This window comes from Pseudomonas sp. B21-012, assembly GCF_024749305.1.
Lineage (GTDB): Bacteria > Pseudomonadota > Gammaproteobacteria > Pseudomonadales > Pseudomonadaceae > Aquipseudomonas.
In genome coordinates, this window is sequence record NZ_CP087197.1 from 3,357,843 (window position 1) to 3,375,231 (window position 17,389).

Genomic DNA, 17,389 nt, shown 5'->3' on the forward strand with positions numbered 1-17,389 from the left:
TGCCCAACCCGGTGGCGGCTGCGTTATACAGAATGTTGCTATCTACACGCATGCCGGGCCACTGCAGACTTAAAGGAGTGATGACAGTGTCCAGACTTGCAGAGTTCCGCGCCGCCGAAAAGGCCCTTCAGGAACAAATGGCGCAATTGGAGGCGCTGAAAAAGGACGCCGGCCTGAAGCGTGAAATCGAGTTCGAGAAGAAACTTGTCGACCTGATGAAACACTACGACAAGGGCCTGCGCGATATTGTCGCGATCCTCGACCCGAAGGCTACCCACAAAGCCCCGCCCAGTGCACCGAAACAACGCCGTGCGCGGGTGGTAAAGGTTTATGAAAACCCGCACACCGGCGAGTTGATCGAAACCAAGGGTGGCAACCACCGCGGCCTTAAGGCCTGGAAGGAGCAGTACGGGGCCAAGACTGTCGACAGCTGGTTGCGCAGGTGAAAAAACCCTTCACACTTTTTTCACATCGACTGGCTCAGGATGAAGACTGCTAACGGACTAGCGCCCCATACGCCCGCTTCGGCGGGCTTCTAATTCCTGCGCCCCGCCCCACAAAGGCGGGGCGCAAATCGTTTGCGCAATCGCTTCAGTTCCGTATCATGACGCCCTGACTGTTTTGCTGGCAGCGCTGTTGCCAGCCTCAAATGCGGAGAGCCCATGAGCCTGAACCATCTCGACACCCTCCCTGGTGTCACCGCGCAACCGGATGCCGCGACCCACAAATTCGTTTTCAACCACACCATGCTGCGGGTCAAGGACGTTGCCAAGTCCCTGGACTTCTACACCCGCGTGCTGGGCTTCAGCCTGGTCGAGAAGCGCGACTTCCCCGAGGCCGAGTTCAGCCTGTACTTCCTCGCCCTGGTCGACAAGGCACAGATCCCGGCCGATGCTGCCCAGCGCACCGAGTGGATGAAATCGATCCCGGGCATTCTCGAGCTGACCCACAACCACGGCACCGAAAACGACGCCGGGTTTGCCTACCACAACGGCAACACCGACCCGCGTGGCTTCGGTCATATCTGCATCTCGGTGCCGGACATCCGCGCCGCCTGCGAGCGTTTCGAGCAACTGGGCGTCACCTTCCAGAAGCGCCTGAGCGACGGCCGCATGAAGCACCTGGCATTCATCAAGGACCCGGATGACTACTGGGTTGAGATCATCCAGCCGACCGAGTTCTGATCCTTCTCGCCGGTTCCCACGGTGTGCGCCAGAGCTGTGGGAGCCGGACTTGCCAGCGCTCGCAGCCAACTATTACACCTGCAAATCACGTATTACGGTCTAGCTTCCGAGGATCACGCCCCATCAACGAAGTGCTGCCAGCGTTTCGCTGAAGCTGACGTTCGTCGGCCCGGATCCAACCGCGCCGCTGCTGTGGTATACCCGAAAAAGCACCCTGACTGAGGCGCTTTCGATACCACAGCAGCGAGGTAAGGACGATGAAAACCCTTCAATGCGAGCATCGCAACCACACCATCACCGCCAGCGTCGAAACCCACCCCGGCATCCCCACGCCCTATAACGCCGGCTGCCTGATCACCGATCCCGAAGGCCACACCAGCCGGCGCTTGTCATTGCCGGTGAAGATGGCCTACCTGGCCGACCTGGAAAACGCCCAGCATGCGGCGCTGGCCCACGGCAAGTGGCTGGTCGATCAGCAACTGGACAGGCGCCAGCAGTTGTTCTGAGGCACCTTCACGGTTCGGCCGCCTGGGCCACGAAGGCGGCCCACGCCTCCTCGGTCAAACGCAACGCCAGGTTCGCTTCGGCGTGCTCGCGGGCACTGGCCAATGCCCGCATGCGCTGAAGATAATCGTCATCGCGCAGCTCGCCCTGGCTGTCCATGATCGCCTCCAGCTGGTTGCGATAAGGCAGGTCGAGGGTGTCGAACTGCGCCTTGTGTTGCTCCTTGAGGTAGTCGAGCCAGAAGTCCCGGCTACCGATGAAGCGCTGCAGCGCCTGCGTCTGTTCAAGGCCCTCGATGCGCTGGCGGACGCTGGCGATCTCGCCCTCATCCAGCGGCGCCAGGGCCGGGAACAACATGCTCTGTGGCTTGCTCGGCAAGTCCAGGGCCTCGCCCAGGGCAATGCGGTAGGCCAGGTTCAGCTCGACGACATCGACAACTGCCGCCGCGTTTGTTGGCGCCTGCGCCTGCTCGGCAACCAGCAGGTCCAGTTGCTCCTGGCGAAACAGCCGCCGCCCCAGGCTCAATAGCCGCTGTGCCAGAGGCTGGTCGGTCGCCAGGTGCGAGGCGATGTACACCGACGCGCGGATTTCCAGGGTGGCAAAATTGAGGGTGACGCTGTCACCGCAGGTGATTGGTGAGGCCGCAAGCTCGAACAGCGACTCGCGCAGTTCGGGCGCTTTGCTGGCGGCATCGAGCAAAGCCCATACTCGCCCCCCCAGGTCAGCAGGCGTGCGCTGAAACTCGGCAGTCGCGCTGAGGTCGGCCAGCAGCTGGAACAAACCTGTCGCCTGCGGCTCGTCGGCCAATGCCTGCCAGGTAGTCAGCGCCTGGGCGCTGTCGCCGGCCGGCGCCGCTTGCAGCCACAGGCGCCGCGCCTTGCTCACTGACGACTGATGACTACGGCGGCTGGCCAGGCGAATACCGGTGCGCTGCTGGTACTGCTCAAGCTGTTCAAGGGTTGCCTGCGACAGCGGGTTGTCATGCAGCGCCAGCCCGCGGTTGATCCAGCCCGGGGCGTCGAGTACCGCTTGCGGCAGGCTGTCGATCTGGTTGTTGCGCAGGTCCAGGCGGTAGCCGTGATAGCGGTTCAACAGCCCGTGCGGCCAGGCTTGCAGCCCGGTGTTGCGCAGTTGCACCTCCTCCAGGCGCGACAAACGTTCAAGGTCCAGCAAGGGCCCCACAGGATTGTCATTGAGGTTGAGGATGCGCAGTTGCGACAGCCCGGCCAGTTGCCGGGCCGCCTGCTGGTCGAGTTCGATGTGGTTACCCGGCGCCAACAAGCGCGCCAGCGCCGGCATAGCACTCAGGGCGTCGGGCAAACGGGTCAGGGCGTTGTTGCCCAGGTTCAACTCGCGCAAGCGCTTGAAGGGCAGCAGGAAAGCCGCCGAGGCGTCGCCCAGGCCCATGTTGTGCAACTGTAGATCGACCACATGGTCAAAATTGACCTCGGCCGGCCAGCCAGGCAAGTCGCCGGTGTACAGCCCTTCGAGGCTCAAGCTGTAGCCGATGACGCTGTGGTTGGACCAACGTTTGGGCGACAGCTTGCGCCAGGCACGGCGGATCAGCAGCGCCGCCTGCTGACGGCTGCGGCGCAGGGCCTGGCCCGCTTCATCGACGGCTACTGATTGGCTCCAGGCCCGCAAGGTGCCGTCGAGCAGCTGGTATTCACGCTGATAGGCTGTGATACGCGCCGCGACGTCGACACCATTGCGCTGCAGTGCGTCGACAAAGGCATCGGCGTCGGTATCCGAGAGCCCCGGGTACAGCTGGCGGATATCCCGCACCTGGGCCGCGCGGCGCCCACCGAACAGGCCGCGACCACTCAAGGGATAGCCGATACGCCCATCGGCCAAGCGCTGTGGCGGATTGAACCAGGGGCGTTGCCTGGGCGTCGGTTGCAGCCACTGCCCAACCTTGCCGCGGTGCAGGTGCATCAGCTCGCCAAGGCGGCTGCGCAGCGGCGTGTCCAGCGCCGCCTGTTCCGAGGCAGACAGCGCGTTGCTCAAGGCACTGGACAGATCAAGGTAAAACTCGCCCGCGTGCTCCCCCGCCTGGCGATACAGCTGGTATCCCGACTCCAGCCTGACGATCTGTACGCGACGGCTGCCGGTCGCTGCCGCGGCCGGGACGAGTCTGGGCCCTGACAAGCTGCCTTCGAACACCTCGATAGTTAGCGCCTGCGGCCAGCCAGGCAGTTGCCCAAGCAAGGCCAGGATCAATCTGTCGCTGTCGCGGCTGCGCACCGATTGCAGGAACAGCCCTTCGACGGCGCGGCTGATCCGTACATCGTGCAACGGCGCCCGTATGCGGTTGGCCATCGCCAGAGGCACCCGCCATTGCTCCACCAGGCGTTCCAGCTCAGCGTCACTGGCCGCCTCGAGCAAATCACCGACGAGGCTGCTGGGCAGCTCGGGAAAATCCACCTGGACTACGGACCCGGCGATGCCTGCCAGGCGCGTACGCAGGCCATAGCAATGGCTGAACAACGCCTGGCGCAGCATCCTTGCTTGCCGGGCCAGCACCCCGGGCGCAGGGCTGGCGGTAGTGTCAGCGGGCAGGCGCGACACCAGGTAGTCACGCATCTGCGCCTCTGTGGTGTCCAGTGGAGCCCCTACCGCAAGCTGTTCGATAAAACGCTCGATGTCCTGATCCAGACGCCAGCGCAACAGGCAGTCGCACAGCAGGCCTGGAGCCGCCAGGTTGTCCAGGTGCAAGCGGCGTAACTGCCCGCCATCAAGGCCGCTTATGGTCAGAATCTGTTCTTGCGCAGGCTCCGCCAGCGTTGCCAGCTCAGGTAGCAGGCGCTTGAGCATGAACCGCGTGTCTTGCCACTGCAGCGGGTTCTCCCCGCTATGGCGCCACCCTCCCCGAGCATTGCCCTGCAGGACCGGCGAATAGCGTTCGCCCCCCTCGGGATGGACGATGCGCCATTGCCCCAGCGCGCTGTCGTGCTCCACCGCGTAAACCCGGTCGTCCAGGGTGAGATAAGGGCCCGGGGCGCCGCCAATGAACCCTTGGGCATCAGCCGTACCTGGTTCGATCCGGGCCTGGTAACCCGCCAGGTCGGGCTTCCACAAACGCGCCTGGCCTTGCCGGCTACTGACCGGTACCAGCGCCTCGATGAAGGCTGCGTGGCGCAGCGCCTTGCTCACCAGGTGCACGCCGGCGCCAGCGGCCGCAAACAACGCCAGGTTCTCGACCACGTCGCTCAGGTGTTCGAGGGCCTTGTCGCTGTCGCCCTGCAGCCAGTCCTCAAAGCCTTCGAACAACTGCGAGGCCAACTGCGCTGCAGCCACGCCGAGCATTGCCGCACCCAGTACCGGCACAAACAAACCGGCAACATTGAGCAACAACAGGCCGGCGTTCTCGTAGGCATGCAGGCGTTCCACCCGCTGTTTTTCATCTTCGTCATCGGTAGGCACGGCCAAGGTGCGCGCATCGTTGCGGCTCTTCGCCAGCTGTTGGCTGGCAAGGGTACTGAACAACGGCCCGGCGAAGGCCGACAAGCCCATGCTTATTGCCAGCGGCGCTCCCGGCGCAGCGCGCTGGCGCAGCTCACCCAGGCTCGCGGCAAATGCCAGTTGCTCGGCCTGGGGCACGAAGCGCGTGAACCAGCGCGCGTAGCCGGGCGATTTCAAGCGCGCTCCCAGCTCACCCAGCATATCTTCGCGGGCACTGAACTGAACCAACGGACGTTGTGGGTCACCGGGGATGTACAATAGCCAGTTCAGTTGGCCAAGGCGCACCACGCCCGGCGATGTATTGAAGGCCGACTCCGGCAATAGCTCGAAGACCACCAAGCCACTGAGCCTCACCCCACCCAAACGCACCTGCAGGGGGCGGATGACCGGGTCATCGCCCGGCTGCAGAAAATCTGCATGAATATGCTGCAGGAGTGCCGTGAAGCCGTACTCATCGAGCGCGCCACTGAGTACCGCGAGCAACGCGGCGACTTCCAGGTCGTGGTAGTGGCTGCGCCGCAGCATTTGCGTGAGCTCGTCCGTCAGCACCTGATCCAGATGCAGCTGGTAGCGGCCCCCCAGGTCGAGTGTGCGGCACAAGCCGGCGAAGGATTCGGGAGTCAATTGCGCCAAGGTTGCCAGCGGTCGCACGAACTGCAGCCGGGCCTTGCCCGCAAGCCCGCCATTGGCCGCCTCGGCCGCGCTGAAGTTCTGTAGCGCCGCCTGTAACAGGCTGTGGCTGGAGACCACTGCGGTTGAACCCTGGCGCGGCAGCGACAGCAAGGTCGAGGTCCGGCTCAGGTGCCGGGTGTGGACCAGTTGGTTGTGCTCGACGTCAAGGTCCACGCCGGTCTGCCTGCGCAATTGTTGCCGCAGCAAGGTGCGGGCGAAACTATCGAGTGGTTGAATGTTCGACAGTACGCCAGCAACCCGGGTACGTTGCTGCTGGCTCAACTGCATTGCGCGGCTCAGGGCCAGCAGGCGCTCGGCCGGCGCCTGCAGCAGCCATTGAGGCAGGTAGTCATGGACCTGGCTGTCGTTCACTGGCACCTGCGCCTGCGGGCCTGGCGTGTTCATCGCCCCTCCTCGCTGAAGGCGCCGGCGCTGGCCGCGGGGTGTTGCCCAAGGGCAAGGGTGGTCAACTGCAGGACCAGTTCGCCACGCGCCGCTTCCCGGGCCGCACCGATGTCATTGCTGCGCTGCAGGTACTGCTGGTCGGTGAGTTCGGCCTGCATCGCCTGCAGCGATTCCAGTTGCTGGAAGAACGGCTGGTCGAGCGCATCGAACGCCGCCTGTTGATGCGCTTCGATAAAGCGGACCCAGAATCCCCGTGCCGCCACCGATGCCGCCAGGCGTGGCGTGCGCTCGGCCATACGGACCTGGTCGCGCATGGTGTTCAAGGCATGCCGATCGACGCCGGCGACAAAACGGTAAGCCATGCTCCGTGGCTGCCCGACCAGTTCCAGTTCGTCGGCAAGCCCGGTGCGAAAAGCCAGCAGGACTTCGATTTCGTCCGGGGCCATGCCCATCGCGCGACGCAGCTGGATTTCCTCGGCGCTCAGGCGGTCCACTTCATCCAGGCGAAACAGCGAACGGGCCAGGTTCAGCAACGGTTGCTGGCGACTGGCTCCGGTAAGGCCACGGGTCGCGGTGAGTTCATGGGCGCGCACCTCCAGGGCGCTGAAGTTCAGGGCGACGCTGTCCGAGCAGCTTCGCGGTGCGCCGGCCAGGGCGAACAGTTCGTTGCGCAAGCCGGTATCGTCATAACAACCCTCAAGCACCTCCCAGACACGGCGCGTGAGGTCTTGGCGCCGACGCCTGAAGTCGGCCGTCTCACGCAGGTCACCCAACAGGCGAAACAGGTCGGCGGAGCCTTCCTCCCCCTGCAGTGCCTGCCATTGCCGGGCGCGCTGCACGCGCACCTCGTCTTGCGATCCCGTCAGCCACTCCTCCTGCAGGTTGTCGAAGCGCGCATGACTGAAGCCGGCGACCGCCGGCAACAAACCGGCGCGTTCGAACGCCAGCAAGCGTTCGCGGCTCTCGGCGTTGAGCGGGTTGTCGTGGAAGTTGATGCGTTCGAGGATGCGCCGCGGGGCGTTGAATAGGCCCTCCTGCAACACCACAATGGGGTTTTCGCGCAGGTCGGCGCTCTCCAGCGCCGGGCGGCTGAGCAAGCCGGCCGGGACCGTGGTGATGGCGGTACTGCGCAGGCGCAACAAGCGCAAGCGCGACAGCGCGGTCACATCCGGCGGGGACGCCAGCGGATTGTGATCCAGGTCGAGCACCTCCAGGCGGCCCAGCGATGCCAGCAGTTGATTGTCGGCCGGGGTCCAGGCAATCCGGTTGTGACTGAGGTTCAGCCAGGTCAGATGATTCAGCCCGTCAATGCCTTCAGGCACTCGGGCGAGATCACCGTGCACCACATCCAGCCAGCGCAATGCGCTAAAGCGCTGGAGAAAGCCTGGCGGCAACTCGGTGATCTGCAAGTCATTGAGGGTAATCTCCGCCACATGAGCAAAGCTGATGCTCTCGGGAAGCTGCGGCAATGCACCTATCGGCTCGTGCTCGAGCAGCAGGCGATAGTCGGCGCCGCGATTGCGCACCCGCGCCGTCTGCCGGCGCCAGCAGCGACGCAAGCGCGCGGCGACCCGTTCGCGGGCAGCGCCGCGGATCGGGTCTGCCGCTTGCCAGCTGTAGAGGGTTTCATTGAGGGTTGCCAGCTCCTGATGCAGTGCCTGCAAGCCGCTCCACAACTCGCGGCCAGACACCCGCAACTCGGCGAGGAATTCGCCAATCTCGGCGTCGCTGAACGTGGGGTACAACTCACGCACGGCGCGATTGACTGCCTGCCGCCCGCCCACCCCACGCCCGCTCAAGGGGTAACCAATACGCCCGTCGGCCAGGCGCTGCGGCGGGTGAAACCACTGCCCCGGCTCGCTCAGGCCGATAATGCCAGCCACCTCCTCGCGTCGCGCCCCGCTCAGGGCCGCCAGCGTAGCGCTGCTGACCCGGCCCGGGCTCTGCAGGTGGACAGCTTCCAGGGCGCGGTTGATGCGCACTTCGCGCATCAACAGGCGAGCCTCTTCCAGCATCGCCAAGGGCACTTTCGAGGTGTCCAGCAGGCTCTGCAGGTGATCGGCCCGGGCGTGGCTGCAGATCTCTTCGGCAACCACCAGCGGCAGCCCGGGAAAGTTGCGCTGGAGGATCTGCGCCCCGGCGCCGGGGTTTGTCCGCCTACGGGCATAGAGGTAGTCAAAGGCATCCGGTCGTTGCTGTTCAAGGTGACTGGACAGACGCGCGATCAATTGCTGGCGCTCGCTCAGGCCCTCTGCGTCATCGCTCAGCAGCGTGCTCTTTTCGGTTTCATCCAGTGCCTGCAGAACCTGACTCAGCCAATCGCCACTGGCCGAAGGCACACCGGTCAGTTCAATGGTGCGCGATTGCTCGAGCGCCTGCTGGCCGAAACGCTCATCACCAAGCTGCAACAGCACTTGTGCGGGCCAGCCCTCAATAGCGGTCAGCGCCCGTAATAGCAAGGGTACCGGCTGGCCGACGTTACCCACGGTCAGGCTGCTGAGCATCGAGGCGAGCTGGTGGTCGAGCTGCACGCGCTCCAGCGCATCGACCAGCGTCGCCGGCACCGCCGCGCCCTGCACCTGCCAGTGCCTGACCTGCGCCTCCTCGGTGCCGGTAATTGCCAGTACCCGGTCCAGTTGCGCGTCGGATGCCCGGGCCCATTGCCCGCCGTAACGCCTGAGCATCAACCGGCTATCCTGCCAGTGCTGCGGGCTGTCCCAGGCCGGGCGCCAGCCCGTGGTACCGAGAAGCTCCAGGCGATGCTCGAACGCATTGGCCCGGTACGATTGCCAGTCGGGACTCCACAAGCGCTGGTGCTGGTCAGCTAGCGTTACCGGCACCAGGCCATCGACAAAGCCCGAACGCTTCACGGCCTTGACCAACGCCGTGCCACCGGCCACCAGCAAGGCGTTGGCCGCCAGGTTCTCCGCCACCCCGAGCAAGTGGTTCAAGGCCCCCTCTCGATCACCCTGCTGCCAGTCTTCATAACCGTGATAGACCTCGCCGAGCATCTGTCCGATGGCGACACCGAGCATCACTTCCCCAAGCCCCGGAACAAAAAACGCCGCCAGGTTCGCCAGGGTCAACCCGGCGTCCAGGTACTCCTGCAACCTGACGTTGCGGTTGGCGCGGTCTTCATCATCGGTTGGCACCGCCAGCACCCGGGCGTCGTCCTCGATCTTGCTGATCCGTGCGCCTGCCAGCGTGGCCAGCAGCGGCCCGGTAAAGGAGAACTGTCGACCATCGAGCTCGATTGCCGAGCCCGCCGTGGCTTGCCTGAGCAGCCGCGTCAGGGTGATCACGAATGTCGCACGATCGCGTTCGCTGACAAAGCGTTGAAAGAACTTCCCGTACCCTGCTTGCGCAAAGCGTGTGGCAAGCGCCGAATACGCCGCACTCCACGAGTTGTAGTGTTTGACCGGGTACAGCGGATCATCCGGCACATACAAGACCACCCCCAGAACATCGGAATAACCATTGGGATCGAACAGTTTCTCGCGCATCTCAAACGCCACCACCCCGACCAGACGCTTGCCCAGCAGATTGAGGTGGTGGGGAAAACTGCTCAAGGCGGCATTGGGCACCAGCGGCCTGAGCGCCAGGACGCGCAACAGACAGTCATGGCTGGCGGCGTCGAGGTCGCCCTTGATCCAGGCCTGGTTGAGGGCGACGGCCAGGCCGCTGCGGCTGGCCTGCTCCAGGGTCTTGCTTACCTGCCTGGCCACCTCGCCAGCAGGGCTTAGCAGCGCCTTGAGGTGAGCCTGGTACTGGCCACCCAGGTCCAGTTCCCGGCACAGGCTGGCGAACGCTGCCACCGACAGCGGCTGCACTACGCCCTTTTCGTCGATGATCGCGGTCAGTTCGTCATGGCTACCCTCCACCGTTTCTTCAGCCGCAAAATTGTGCAGCGCGGCATGCAACAGGCTCTGGTAAGTGGTCTGCACGCGAAAAACCGGCGGCAGAGACGCTTGCGGCAGGCCCTCGAGGATGCGCCGCACCAGACGCAAGCGCCAGGTGCGCACATTTACCCGCTGGGCAAAGCGAGCACTCAGTGCTGCGCTCAACAGTGGCGCGGCAAAATCTTCAGGAGACTGCAGCGAGTCCAGCAGTGCCTGCATCGGCACCTGGGCGCGTTGACTGTCGCCCATGCTCTGCTGCAAGGCTTGCACCGCGGCCAAAGGCGCATCCCGTAACCAGCCTGGCAGGCGCTGGGCGATAAAGCTGTCGATCGAGGCATCGTCGTGGTCGTTCATGCTGACTTCCTGGTGTTGGAAAAGTCAGCAGCAGACCCTGGGCATGGTCTGCGCGGGTGCTATTTAAGTAGTGTGGCCCGCTGCGCTGCGCCTTCGTTGCCGGCCGGCGACGCCAGCCCGTAGTCAACTTCCTCGTTCCAGTCGTCACCGAACATTTCTGCCGGGTGCATGGTGCGGTCGGCGCCGTTGCCGCAGGCCAGGGCGTTGGCCGCGCAGTAGCGGTCACAGCCCCAGCAGATACGCTCGGGGTGCTTGGGGCTGACAGGAAAGGGCTTGGCCATGAAGTGCCTCAGGCGGCAATGGGCGAGCGTTCACGCTAGCGCCCAGTGCCGGGTTTGCCCTTGATACAGATCAAGGGCGCTGATCCAGACTGGTATCAAACCTTGAAGCGCGCCACGGTCTGGCTCAGGCTGCCGGCCATCTGCGCCAGGTCCTGGCCGGCGCTGTCGGTGTGTTGCGCCCCCAGCAGCACCTGTTCGGAGAGGTTGCGAATACCCACCAGGTTGCGGTCCACCTCACGGGCCACCAGGGCCTGTTCTTCGGTGGCGCTGGCGATCATCAGGTTGCGCTCGTTGATCTGCGAAATCGACCGGGTGATCGCCTCCAGCGCTTCGCCGGCACGCTGGGCCACATCCAGGGTGGTGTGCACCAACTCGCTGCTGCTGAGCATGGCGCTCACCGCTTCGCTGGTGTCCTGCCGGATGTTGCCGATCATCTGCTCGATCTCCTGGGTCGACACCTGGGTACGATGGGCCAGGGCCCGCACCTCGTCGGCAACCACGGCAAAGCCACGCCCGGCATCGCCGGCGCGGGCCGCTTCGATGGCGGCGTTGAGCGCCAGCAGGTTGGTCTGCTCGGCGATACTGCGGATCACATCCAGCACCGTGCTGATGTCCTGCACACGCCCGGCCAGTTGCTGAATGCGCGCGGAGGTATCGCTGACGCCGTCGGCCAGGGTGCTGATCGAGGCGACCGTCTCGCGCACTTGCTCACGGCCACGCTGGGCGGTTTGTTCGGAGACCTTCGAGGCTTCGCTGGTGCTCACCGCGTTGCGCGCCACTTCGTCCACCGCGGCGGTCATCTCGTTGACTGCGGCTGCCGCCTGTTCGATTTCCAGGCCCTGCAGCTGCAGGCTGCTGCTGGTCTGGCTGCTGACCGCGCTGAGTTCCTCGGAAGAACTGGCGACCCGCTCCACCGAAGCTGCGATGTGCTTGACCATGCTGTTCAGGCTCTGCTGCATCTGCTGCATGTTGAGCATCACGCTGCCGTCGGCACTGCCATGGGTCGGCACGGCGATGGTCAGGTCGCCCTCGGCGATCCGGCTGAGCACCCGTGCGGCGGCATCCGGCTCGCCGCCCAGCGGCCGGGTGACGCTGCGGGTCACCAGCAGCGCAGCGGCGATCACCGCCAGCAGGCACAGCACGACCAGGCCGAGCATGTTCAGCCGCGCGTCGTTGTACAGGGCCTGGGCGGCCTGTTCGCGCTCGACGAAGATCTGCCCCTGCAAGGCCATCAGGCTTTCCAGGTGCTGGTATACCTCGTGCTCGGCGGGTACCACGTTTTGCTTGAGCTGGGTCATTGCCGCCTGCGCATTACCCTGGCGGATCAGTGTCTGTACCTGGGTAAACGCCGCGACATAGGTTTCGCGGCTGGCTTTCAGCGCAGCGTAGGCGGCCTTGCCCTCGGGCAGGTAGAACAGCGGCTCAAGCGTTGCCAGGGCCTGGCTGATGCGCTGCTTGGTGGTGTCGATGGCCTGCTGCACCTGCAGGTTGTCCTTGTCGAGCAACAGGTCGCGGGTGTTGCGTGCGTTGTCGCGAACCCCGGTGGCGATGACCATGATCGGTTCGATCTTCGGCCAGTCCTGTTTGACGATCACCACCGCCTGCTCTTTGAGCGTGGCCAGGTCATGCAATGCATAAAAGGCCAGGCCCAGAAGCGCCAGGGGCGCGATGGCAAAACCAATGAGGATACGTTGTGCTGTGGTCAATCTGGTCATTTCAAAGCCTTACTAGTCGCGTACTTCAAACGCGGGAAACAGCGTGTGGAGGGTGTCCCACAGCTCGGGTAGCAATCTGTGTGCCGAAGCACCGGGCAGCTGCGGGTCGAGCATGCGTGCCGTGCGTACCCGCTGCACGACGAAGCGTTGGACCCCAAGCGCATTCAAGCGCCGGGCCAGGGTGAGGAGTCGCGGTGGATCGATCAGGTGCCAGTGCACCGTGGTGCGGCATTCGTAGTCGACGCCGCTGGCCAGCAGGTATTCAAGACTGCGCCAGTTGGCCTGGCCACTGCCGCGCACGCCGGTAACCAACTGGCAATCTTCGGCCAGCGCCTTGACGTCAAAGCCGACCCAGTCGGCCCCAGGCAATGCCCGGGCAAACGCCTCGGGCTTGATCCCGGCACTGTGCAGGCCGATGGCAAAACCCATGGCCCGCACCTGGGCCATGGCCTCTGGCAGGCTGTCCTGCAAGGTTGCCTCACCGCCGCTGAACACCACGGCATCGAGCAGGCCGCGGCGGCGCTGCAAAAACGCCAGCACCTGCGCCCAGGGCAGCTCATCGCTGCCCCGGGGCGGGATCAGTTGCGGGTTGTGGCAGTAACGGCAGCGCCAGGCGCAGCCCTGGCAGAACAGCACACAGGCGAGCTTGCCGGGGTAATCGAGGGTGGTCAGGGGCACCATGCCCCCGACCCGCAGCGCTCGGCTCATGGATGCCCGGCCGTTGCCGCGCCCTCATTGAAGTGCAGCCGCTCGTGGTGCTCGGACTGTTTGCCGGGGTTGAACGCCGACACCGGGCGGTGATAACCCATGACCCGGGTCCAGACTTCGCACCGCTGGCGTTGCGCCGTCGGCAGGGTTTGCTGTGCAGTCATGATGAAGCTCCTTGCTGTTGAGGGTAAAACGGGTCAATGCACGCTGCCCTGCTGCTGGGCCAGCAGCAGCGCTTCGTCGCACTTGGGGCAGAACTCGTGTTCGCCATCCAGGTAGCCATGCACCGGGCAAATGGAGAACGTCGGGGTAATGGTCAGGTACGGCAGCCGGAAGCGCTCCAGGGCCCTGCGCACCAGTTGCTTGCAGGCCTGGGCCGAGGAGATCCGCTCGGCCATGTACAGGTGCAGCACGGTGCCGCCGGTGTACTTGCATTGCAGCTCGTCCTGCAGTTCCAGGGCCTCGAACGGATCGTCGGTATAGCCCACCGGCAGTTGCGAGGAGTTGGTGTAGTACGGCGCCTGGCTGCAGCCGGCCTGGAGGATGTCGGGGAAGCGCTTGAGGTCTTCCTTGGCGAAGCGGTAGGTGGTGCCCTCGGCCGGGGTGGCTTCGAGGTTGTACAGGTGGCCGGTTTCTTCCTGAAAGCGCACCAGGGTGGCGCGCACATGGTCCAGCAGGTTCAGGGCGAAGCGCCGGCCCTGGGCGGTGTGCAGGCCCATCTGCTCGTCGCTGAAGTTGCGCAGCATCTCATGCAGGCCGTTGACGCCGATGGTCGAGAAGTGATTGCGCAGGGTGCCCAGGTAGCGCTTGGTGTACGGATAGAGCCCGGCATCCATGTGATGCTGGATCACCTTGCGCTTGACCTCCAGGCTCTCCATGGCCAGTTCCATCAGCGCATCCAGGCGCTGCAACAGGCCGCTGATGTCGCCCTTGTACAGGTAGCCCAGGCGCGCGCAGTTGATGGTCACCACCCCCAGCGAGCCGGTCTGCTCGGCCGAGCCGAACAGGCCGCCGCCACGTTTGAGCAGTTCGCGCACATCCAGTTGCAGGCGACAGCACATCGAGCGCACCTGGTTGGGCTGCATGTCCGAGTTGAGGAAGTTCTGGAAGTACGGCAGGCCATAGCGCGCGGTCATGGCGAACAGGCGCTCGGCGTTGTCGCTGTCCCAGGGAAAGTCGTGGGTGATGTTGTAGGTCGGGATCGGGAAAGTGAACACCCGGCCCTTGGCGTCGCCGGCCTGCATCACTTCGATGTAGGCACGGTTGAGCAGGTCCATCTCCGCTTGCAGCTCGCCGTAGGCAAAGGGCATTTCTTCGCCGCCGATCACCGGGATCTGCTCGCGCAGGTCCTGCGGGCAGACCCAGTCGAAGGTCAGGTTGGTAAACGGCGTTTGCGTGCCCCAGCGCGACGGCACATTGAGGTTGTAGATGAACTCCTGGAGGGCCTGGCGCACCTCTTCATAACTCAGCCGGTCCTTGCGCACGTAGGGCGCCAGGTAAGTGTCGAAGGAGCTGAAGGCCTGGGCCCCGGCCCACTCGTTCTGCAGGGTGCCGAGAAAGTTGACCATCTGCCCCAGGGCGCTGCTCAAGTGTTTGGGCGGGCCGGCCTCGACCCGCCCGGGTACGCCATTGAGGCCCTCGTGCAGCAAACTGCGCAGCGACCAGCCGGCGCAGTAGCCGGCGAGCATGTCGAGGTCGTGGATATGCAGGTCGGCCTCGCGATGGGCGCGGCCGATGGCTTCGCTGTAGACCTCGTCGAGCCAGTAGTTGGCAGTGACCTTGCCGGAGACGTTGAGCACCAGGCCGCCCAGGGAATAACCCTGGTTGGCGTTGGCCTGCACCCGCCAGTCTTCGCGGTTGAGGTATTCGTTCATCGAGGTGGCGACTTCGACCAGGGTCTTGCGGTCACGGCGCAGGCGTCCGTGCTGTTCGCGATAGACGATAAAGGCACGCAGCGAAAGGAAGTGCCCGGCGTCCATCAGCACCCGTTCGACCCGGTCCTGGATCTGCTCGACGTGCAGCTTGGAGTAGCCCTCAAGGTGGGCAAGGACTGCTTCAAGCAAACCGTCTGCCTCGGCTTCGGCATATTCGCCAGTGGCCTTGCCGGCGGCGATCAACGCCTGGCGGATCTTGTCGGCGTCAAAGGCCACCAGGCTGCCATCGCGCTTGTGCAACCGGTTGTGCCCTACCCTGATCAGCGTGCTGTGCATTTGCCCTCCTGACACTACATATAGACGTTTATTAATTTGGAAACACAATATGCAGTGCAGGCTACGGGTAAAGCGGGTGAAAGAAATTGATCGATATCAAGACTGGCAAGATCCTGTAGGAGCGGGCTTGACCCGCGATAAGGCCAGAACAGCCACCCTCACCCGCCGCTCATGTTCATGAACCGCAAGATCTGCACCTCCCCCTGCGGGTTGAAATCATGGCGCAACGGCTTGCGGCGCAACGCCTGTTGCAGAGCGCTGATGATCGGTTGGTCATCCAGCGGATAGCGCCGCAACAAGCCGCGCAGATCCAGCGAATCCTCTTGCCCCAGGCACAGCAGCAAGCGCCCTTCCACAGTCATCCGCACCCGGTTGCAGCTGGCGCAGAAGTTGTGGCTGTTGGGCGAGATAAAACCGATGCGCGTTGCCGGGTGCCGGGCCAGGCGCACATAGCGCGCCGGCCCGCCGCTGTGCTCGGCGCTGTCGAGCAAGGCGTGGCGGTTGGCAATCAGCGCCCGTACCTCGTCGCTGGCGCAAAACGACTCAGCGCGCGCACGGCCGACCTCGCCCAAGGGCATTTCCTCGATGAAGGTGATGTCGATGCGCTGGTCGATGGCGTACTGCAGCAGCGCCAACACCTCATCGAAGTTGCGCCCCTTCATCACCACGCAATTGAGCTTGATGCCTTCGAAACCGGCCTCGCGCGCCGCCTCGATGCCGCGCAGCACCTGATCCAGATCGCCCGTGCGGGTAATTGCCCGAAAGCGCTGGCCATCGAGGCTGTCGAGGCTGATGTTGATGCGCTTGACCCCGGCCTCTACCAGCGGCCGGGCCAGGCGCTGCAGCTGCGAGCCATTGCTGGTCATCACCAGTTCACGCAGGCCGGGCAAGGCGGCAATGTCACGGCACAGCTCGACGATACCCGGGCGAATCAGCGGCTCGCCGCCGGTCAGGCGGATCTTGCCCACGCCCTGGCCGACGAACAGCGTGGCCAGGCGCCGCAACTCTTCGAGGGTCAGCACCTGCTGGCGCGGCAAGAAGGTCATGTGTTTGGCCATGCAGTACACACAGCGAAAATCACAACGATCGGTCACTGACATGCGCAGGTAATCGATCTGCCGCCCGAAGCCGTCCTGCATCACAGTGCTCATCAGCGTCCCCTTATTGCACCAGCGGTGAATCGGCGCCCTGCAGGCGGATGCCACGAATATCGGCGGCGCCGATCAGGGTTTGCAGGTACTGCACCAGGGCCTTTTGCCACACGCCCTGCTGCAACTGGGTGCGGATCGCCGTGGCCACTGCCTCGTAAGGCAAGGCCTGGCCTTCGATGCGCTGGTCGACACTGACCAGGTGCCAGCCGTAGCGGCTTTCCAGCGGCTTGAGCGCGAGGCCCGGCGCCAGGGTGAACAGCTGGCGCTCAAGCTCCGGCACGGTCTGGCCCTTGCTGATCTGCCCCAGCTCACCCCCCTGGGCCTTCGACGGGCAGGCCGAGTACTTTTGCGCAAGCTCGGCGAACTGCTCGGGGAACTGCTGCAGCCGCTCATGCAGGATCTCGGCCTGCACCAGGGCCAGGCTGCGCGCCTCGGCATCGTCCGGCGCGCATTCGAGCAGGATGTGCCGCACCGCGAGCAGCGGCGCGCTGTGAAAGCGCCCGCGGTTGCTGTGGTAGTAGCGCAGGCAGGTGGCCTCGTCACAGCTGGGCACCTGCACTTCGCGCTCCAGCAGCAACCGCGTGGCCGCTTCCTCCGGGTTCTCGCCGGCGCCCACCTGCAGCGCCAGCCCCAGTTCGGCGATGCGCTGCTGCATCAGCTCGCGGATCACCAGGGCGCGGGCGGCCATGTACACGGCCTCTTCACGATCGTTGGCCGGGTGGTATTGCAGCTCCTGGGCCAGGGCCTGCTGGCTGATGACCACGTCATTGACGCTGATAACCGGCCACTGCTGTTCACTGCTGGCAATCAGGTGCGCTTCGCTTGCGTGCGTCATGGCGACCTC

The 17,389-nt window shown here is 64.5% G+C and carries 10 protein-coding genes and 1 pseudogene; 3 read left to right on the forward strand and 8 right to left on the reverse strand.

Annotated features, from left to right (window positions below):
- Positions 1-86 precede the first annotated feature (86 nt).
- The 3 genes from LOY37_RS15270 to LOY37_RS15280 all read left to right on the forward strand — a co-directional run bounded on the left by LOY37_RS15270 (position 87) and on the right by LOY37_RS15280 (position 1,690).
- Positions 87-446, forward strand: a complete 360-nt coding sequence (locus LOY37_RS15270) for a histone-like nucleoid-structuring protein, MvaT/MvaU family (protein WP_093381900.1) — start codon at positions 87-89, stop codon at positions 444-446.
- Positions 447-662: 216 nt separating this feature from the next.
- Positions 663-1,184 (forward strand): lactoylglutathione lyase, encoded by a 522-nt coding sequence (gene gloA, locus LOY37_RS15275; protein ID WP_093381899.1) that lies wholly within the window; start codon positions 663-665, stop codon positions 1,182-1,184.
- 257 nt (positions 1,185-1,441) lie between these two features.
- A complete protein-coding gene (locus LOY37_RS15280) occupies positions 1,442-1,690 on the forward strand; it encodes a hypothetical protein (protein WP_195884332.1) in 249 nt (82 codons plus the stop codon).
- A 7-nt stretch (positions 1,691-1,697) separates the two neighbouring features.
- Here LOY37_RS15280 and LOY37_RS15285 read toward each other — a convergent pair whose 3' ends face one another.
- The 8 genes and pseudogenes from LOY37_RS15285 to LOY37_RS15320 form a co-directional block, all read right to left on the reverse strand.
- Positions 1,698-6,227, reverse strand: coding sequence for an NEL-type E3 ubiquitin ligase domain-containing protein (locus tag LOY37_RS15285; RefSeq protein ID WP_258715153.1), 4,530 nt, complete (start codon positions 6,225-6,227; stop codon positions 1,698-1,700).
- A complete protein-coding gene (locus LOY37_RS15290; protein WP_258715154.1) occupies positions 6,224-10,480 on the reverse strand; it encodes an NEL-type E3 ubiquitin ligase domain-containing protein in 4,257 nt (1,418 codons plus the stop codon). The genes LOY37_RS15285 and LOY37_RS15290 overlap by 4 nt, the downstream gene beginning before the upstream one ends.
- A gap of 59 nt (positions 10,481-10,539) precedes the next feature.
- Complete coding sequence (locus LOY37_RS15295; protein ID WP_258607037.1) at positions 10,540-10,761, reverse strand: DUF3079 domain-containing protein; 222 nt, start codon at positions 10,759-10,761, stop codon at positions 10,540-10,542.
- A gap of 95 nt (positions 10,762-10,856) precedes the next feature.
- Positions 10,857-12,476: a methyl-accepting chemotaxis protein gene (locus LOY37_RS15300; RefSeq protein ID WP_258715155.1), complete on the reverse strand. Its 1,620-nt coding sequence runs from the start codon at positions 12,474-12,476 to the stop codon at positions 10,857-10,859.
- Positions 12,477-12,488: 12 nt separating this feature from the next.
- Complete coding sequence (locus LOY37_RS15305) at positions 12,489-13,184, reverse strand: anaerobic ribonucleoside-triphosphate reductase activating protein (RefSeq protein ID WP_258715156.1); 696 nt, start codon at positions 13,182-13,184, stop codon at positions 12,489-12,491.
- Positions 13,181-15,394 (reverse strand): annotated as a pseudogene (locus tag LOY37_RS15310) (ribonucleoside triphosphate reductase). Before LOY37_RS15310 ends, LOY37_RS15305 begins: the two are co-directional and overlap by 4 nt.
- A 158-nt stretch (positions 15,395-15,552) precedes the next feature.
- Positions 15,553-16,545, reverse strand: a complete 993-nt coding sequence (moaA, locus tag LOY37_RS15315; RefSeq protein ID WP_258715157.1) for a GTP 3',8-cyclase MoaA — start codon at positions 16,543-16,545, stop codon at positions 15,553-15,555.
- Between the two features lie 10 nt (positions 16,546-16,555).
- Complete coding sequence (locus tag LOY37_RS15320; protein ID WP_258715158.1) at positions 16,556-17,380, reverse strand: peptidylprolyl isomerase; 825 nt, start codon at positions 17,378-17,380, stop codon at positions 16,556-16,558.
- Between the last annotated feature and the right edge of the window lie 9 nt (positions 17,381-17,389).

Coding starts and splice junctions, on each gene's coding strand:
- LOY37_RS15300 (WP_258715155.1), bottom strand. CDS start 12,476: ATGACCAGATTGACCACAGCACAACGTATCCTCATTGGTTTTGCCATC.
- LOY37_RS15320 (WP_258715158.1), bottom strand. CDS start 17,380: ATGACGCACGCAAGCGAAGCGCACCTGATTGCCAGCAGTGAACAGCAG.
- LOY37_RS15290 (WP_258715154.1), bottom strand. CDS start 10,480: ATGAACGACCACGACGATGCCTCGATCGACAGCTTTATCGCCCAGCGC.
- LOY37_RS15295 (WP_258607037.1), bottom strand. CDS start 10,761: ATGGCCAAGCCCTTTCCTGTCAGCCCCAAGCACCCCGAGCGTATCTGC.
- moaA (WP_258715157.1), bottom strand. CDS start 16,545: ATGAGCACTGTGATGCAGGACGGCTTCGGGCGGCAGATCGATTACCTG.
- LOY37_RS15280 (WP_195884332.1), top strand. CDS start 1,442: ATGAAAACCCTTCAATGCGAGCATCGCAACCACACCATCACCGCCAGC.
- gloA (WP_093381899.1), top strand. CDS start 663: ATGAGCCTGAACCATCTCGACACCCTCCCTGGTGTCACCGCGCAACCG.
- LOY37_RS15285 (WP_258715153.1), bottom strand. CDS start 6,227: ATGAACACGCCAGGCCCGCAGGCGCAGGTGCCAGTGAACGACAGCCAG.
- LOY37_RS15305 (WP_258715156.1), bottom strand. CDS start 13,184: ATGAGCCGAGCGCTGCGGGTCGGGGGCATGGTGCCCCTGACCACCCTC.